The organism is Thermosyntropha lipolytica DSM 11003 (assembly GCF_900129805.1).
GTDB classification, from domain to species: domain Bacteria; phylum Bacillota; class Syntrophomonadia; order Syntrophomonadales; family Syntrophomonadaceae; genus Thermosyntropha; species Thermosyntropha lipolytica.
On sequence record NZ_FQWY01000062.1, the window covers coordinates 1 to 4,748 of the forward strand.

A 4,748-nucleotide genomic window follows, 5' to 3' on the forward strand; every position below is an offset into this window, starting at 1 on the left:
GCAAGTATAAACTTGAAGAATTATGAAAAACTAATAGCTTAGCACTTGACGCAAGCTATTAGCTAGTACCGATACGTTAGTCGGGAATTTAAGCCTTCGGAGCGTCATACCAAACAGGAGTAGGTTTATCCGAAACTGGACGCGATGAACAAGGAAGGAAACAGAAACTTTATAAGGATATTATAAGCTCCTTATAAAGTTTTGTAGGTTTTCTGTAACGGAGAAATTTGCATATAAGAGAAGAATTAGAAGCCAGAGAACAAAAAATGCTGAGCTCCTTTGCTACTTTATCTATAAATTCGCGAGGGAGAAAGGAAAAAGAGGCTCCTGATCCTATCCGCACCTGTTTTATGGTCGACCGGGATCGCGTAATTCATTCCAAATCATTTCGCCGCCTTAAACATAAAACCCAGGTTTTTATTGCTCCCCCGGGTGACCATTACCGGAGCCGGCTTACCCATACTCTGGAGGTGAGCCAGATTGCAAGAACTATCGGGGCAGGTCTAAACCTTAATCTTGATTTAATTGAGGCTATAGCTCTGGCTCATGATGTGGGACATACCCCTTTTGCCCATGCTGGGGAACAGATTTTAGACGAACTTTTACCCGGCGGGTTTAAACATAATGAGAACAGCATTCGGGTTTTAACCCGGGTAGAACAGCATAAAGGAAAAAATGGGCTTAACCTTACGGAAGAAGTTTTAGATGGCGTACTCTATCACAGCGGATATGAGTCGTCAGATAAAAAGCCTTTTACTCCGGAAGGGCAGGTAGTAAGGCTGAGTGATAAAATTGCTTATGTGCAGCATGATATAGATGACTCAATAAGAGCAGGGCTTTTAACCCTGGAAGATATCCCTAAAGAGTATCTGGAAGTATTGGGTTATACCCACAGTCAGCGTATAGCTACTCTGGTTACCGATACCATATATAATACCCGCCGGATCTGGGAAGAAATGGGTGAGCTCAAGGTTGAACCCAGCCCGGAAATAGAGAAAGCTTTAAAAGGTTTGCGCAAATTTATGTTTGAAAATATATATACCGGGCCTGTATGTCAGGCGGAAAGGAGCAGAGCCTATTTTATAATTGAACATTTATTTGCTTACTATCGTCAAAATCCGAGTAAGATGAGCCCTCTTTACAGGCAGATAGCAGATGAAGAGGGATTAGAGAGAGCAGTAGCTGATTATATTTCCGGTATGAGTGATGAATATTGTATTTCGGTATTTAAAGACCTATATATTCCTCAGTCTCTGGTGCCAGAAGCCTTCAGGATTTATGAAGAAAAAAAGGGTGAGATAATCAAAAACTAAAAATGTTAGACATATTTAGAATATTTAGAAGGAGTTTATCCTTTTTTAGCGAATAGTAGGTGAGGTAATGAATTATTATCAGGGTAATAATGATATAGTGGAAGAAATAAAATTGAGGCTGGATATAGTTGATATAGTAGCAGAAACGGTAGATTTGACACGCAAAGGCAACCGCTACTGGGGAAAATGCCCTTTTCATCAAGAGAAAACCCCTTCTTTCTGTGTTACACCTGACAAAAATATGTATTACTGTTTCGGGTGTCATACGGGGGGAGATATATTTTCTTTTATTATGAAAAGAGATGGCGTAAGCTTTAAGGAAGCTTTGGAAATATTAGCGGCCAAAGCAGGTATAAGCATTTCTTCACCCAGCCGGAAAAGGAAAGATGGGGATAGCCAAAAAGTTATACTTGATATAAATAAAAAAGCAGCTCTTTTTTATCATGAGATTTTAAAAAAACCAGAAGGGGAGAAGGCTCTAAGCTATTTAAAAGCCAGGGGTATAACGGAAGAAACTATGGAAATTTTTAAATTAGGTTATGCTCCTGATAACTGGGAAAGTTTAAAGTCCTTTATGCTGGCTAATGATATGCCGATTGATTATTTACTGAAGTCAGGATTATTGAGGAAGAGTGAAAAAACGGGAAATTATTTTGACCTTTTTCGTCAACGCATAATTTTTCCTATTTTTAAATATAACGGAGATATTGTGGCCTTGGGAGGAAGGGTTTTAGATGATAGCCTTCCTAAATATTTGAATTCTCCGGAAACCGAGATTTTTTCCAAGAGAAATAATCTTTATGGCCTTTTTCAGGCTAAAGACGCGATTAGAGAAGCTAATGAAGTTTTATTGGTGGAAGGTTATGTTGATTGCATAAAGCTTTATCAGGCGGGAATAAAGAATGTGGTAGCTTCTTTAGGGACAGCTTTTACTCCCGAACAGGCACGATTGCTGGCGCGTTATGCGGAGAAAGTGCTGATTTTGTACGATGGGGATGAAGCTGGGCAGAAGTCAGCATTGAAGGCCGGAGAAATTTTACATGCCGAAAAACTGCAGGTATATGTGGTTTTACTGCCGGGAGGCAAGGACCCGGATGAATATATAGATTTGGTTGGAAAAGAGGATTTTTTGACATTTATACAGAATAATAAGATAAGCTATATCGAATTTAAAATTGACAGGTATATAAAGAATCGCAATGCTTTATATCTGGAAGATAAAATAAAAATAATAAACAGCATAAAACCTGATATATCTGGGCTGGAAAGCGAAATAGCCCGGGATTATTATATAAAAATCCTGGCGCAAAAACTGCAGCTAGAGGAAAATCTGGTATATCGTGAGCTAAACCGCACTTATAGGCCAAAAACGGATAAAATTGGGAATAAAACTATAACAGAAAGGTATAATATAAAATACGGTAATTATACATGGGAAGATAAGTTGATAGCTACTATGCTTAAAGAGGAAGCTGTATTTAAGCGGGTAAAAGAATTGACTGGCTATAAAATATTTACTAATCAGGCTTACCGCAAGATATGTGCCATATATGAAGAAATAGAGAAAAAAGATGAAGGGATGGAAAGATTGGAAATCAGGTTGCAGGAGGAAGGTCTTATATCTCACTATGCCAAGCTAGCTTTTTTAATGCAGGAAGAAAAGGTATTTGATGCTGCTCAGGTTGATGCCATAATCGGCAGATTTCGGGAAAAGAAGAGAGAAATCCTTGAGGATAAACTTTTGAACAGAATAAACATTTTAAAAGATAAAGGGGATTTTAAGGAAGTGTTAAAGTTTCTGGTTTATCTTGATCTGTTTCTAAATAATGTCCAGGAAGGGGGGATAAGATGAAGTTGGACAAGAAGCTGGAAGAATCTATAAAAGCCCTGGAAGAAAAAGGAAAGAAAAGAAAAAACCTGACCTATGAAGAGATTATGGATAATTTGCAGGATTTTAATTTAGAACCTGATTATATTGAAGAAATATTCGATCGCTTACAGTCATCAGGCATAAACATAGGTGGAGATTCTGATATTGATGCTGATATTGATATAGATCCTGAAGCCCTTGATTTAGAAGAGGTAATAATCCCGGAAGGGATTGAAATAGATGATCCTGTCCGCATGTACCTGAAAGAAATAGGTAGAGTACCTCTTCTTACGGCCGATGAAGAAATTGAGCTGGCTAAAAGGATTGAGGCTGGAGATGAAGAAGCTAAAAGGATGCTGGTAGAAGCCAACTTGAGGCTGGTAGTAAGTATTGCCAAGCGTTATGTAGGAAGAGGAATGTTGTTCCTCGATCTTATTCAGGAAGGCAATCTGGGCCTCATGAAAGCGGTAGAAAAGTTTGACTACCGCAAAGGGTATAAGTTCAGCACATATGCTACCTGGTGGATAAGGCAGGCTATTACCCGGGCTATAGCTGACCAGGCTCGTACCATAAGGATCCCTGTGCATATGGTAGAAACTATAAATAAATTATCAAGAGTACAGAGGAGCCTCTTGCAAAGCCTGGGAAGGGAACCTACTCCTCAGGAAATCGCAGATGAAATGGATATTCCGGTAGAAAGGGTTATTGAAATAATGAAAGTGGCCCAGGAACCTGTATCCTTAGAAACTCCTATTGGGGAAGAAGATGACAGCCATTTAGGAGATTTCATAACCGATGAAGATGCTGAGTCGCCAGAAGAATCAGCTTCATTTGTACTGCTGAGGGAACATTTAGACGGAATTTTAAGCACTTTAACCGAGCGTGAAGAAAAGGTTTTGCGTTTGCGCTTTGGCCTGGATGATGGCAGACCCCGTACCCTGGAGGAGGTAGGACAGGAATTTGGGGTTACCCGTGAACGCATAAGGCAGATCGAGGCTAAGGCTTTACGCAAATTAAGACATCCTTCTCGCAGTAAAAAACTTAAAGATTATATAGAATAAAAAATAAAAAATGTATTGACAATTGAAGAGCTGAAATATATAATGAATATCGTTGAGGCGATGATGATGTTCCTCGATAGCTCAACGGTAGAGCATCCGGCTGTTAACCGGAGGGTTGCAGGTTCGAATCCTGCTCGGGGAGCCATTTAGAAAACTTTAAAGCGGTAACCATGTTACCGCTTTTTACTTGAATAAACTGAGCGAAATAAGTTTTACTCTTGACCTGGTAGTAAAAATTTAATATACTTATTTCGCAGGTTTATTTTATGAGGGCCTATAGCTCAGCTGGTAGAGCTACCGGCTCATAACCGGTTGGTCCCAGGTTCGAGTCCTGGTAGGCCCACCATGTATGGCCCCTTGGTCAAGTGGTTAAGACACCGGCCTTTCACGCCGGTAACAGGGGTTCGAATCCCCTAGGGGTCACCAATTGGGGCGATTAGCTCAGCTGGGAGAGCACCTGCCTTACAAGCAGGGGGTCGTAGGTTCGAGCCCTGCATCGCCCAC

Annotated in this window: 3 protein-coding genes and 4 tRNA genes; all 7 read left to right on the top strand. The window is 40.1% G+C overall.

Features of this window, described 5'->3' with window-relative positions; all coding sequences use genetic code 11:
• Nucleotides 1–227 precede the first annotated feature (227 nt).
• The 7 genes from BUB92_RS10610 (at nucleotide 228) to BUB92_RS10640 (ending at nucleotide 4,747) form a co-directional block, all read left to right on the top strand.
• On the top strand, nucleotides 228–1,313 hold the full coding sequence (locus tag BUB92_RS10610; RefSeq protein WP_073093516.1) for a deoxyguanosinetriphosphate triphosphohydrolase: 1,086 nt from the start codon (nucleotides 228–230) through the stop codon (nucleotides 1,311–1,313).
• Nucleotides 1,314–1,380: 67 nt separating this feature from the next.
• A complete protein-coding gene (gene dnaG / locus BUB92_RS10615; RefSeq protein WP_073093518.1) occupies nucleotides 1,381–3,165 on the top strand; it encodes a DNA primase in 1,785 nt (594 codons plus the stop codon).
• The gene (gene rpoD, locus BUB92_RS10620) at nucleotides 3,162–4,244 is read left to right on the top strand and encodes an RNA polymerase sigma factor RpoD (protein WP_073093520.1); all 1,083 of its coding nucleotides are present in this window, start codon (nucleotides 3,162–3,164) and stop codon (nucleotides 4,242–4,244) included. The genes dnaG and rpoD overlap by 4 nt, the downstream gene beginning before the upstream one ends.
• A 70-nt stretch (nucleotides 4,245–4,314) precedes the next feature.
• Nucleotides 4,315–4,389: transfer RNA gene (locus BUB92_RS10625), tRNA-Asn, on the top strand.
• Between the two features lie 125 nt (nucleotides 4,390–4,514).
• Nucleotides 4,515–4,590 (top strand) — tRNA-Ile (locus BUB92_RS10630).
• 5 nt (nucleotides 4,591–4,595) lie between these two features.
• Nucleotides 4,596–4,670: transfer RNA gene (locus tag BUB92_RS10635), tRNA-Glu, on the top strand.
• 4 nt (nucleotides 4,671–4,674) lie between these two features.
• Nucleotides 4,675–4,747 (top strand) — tRNA-Val (locus BUB92_RS10640).
• The last annotated feature ends 1 nt before the right edge of the window (nucleotide 4,748 follow it).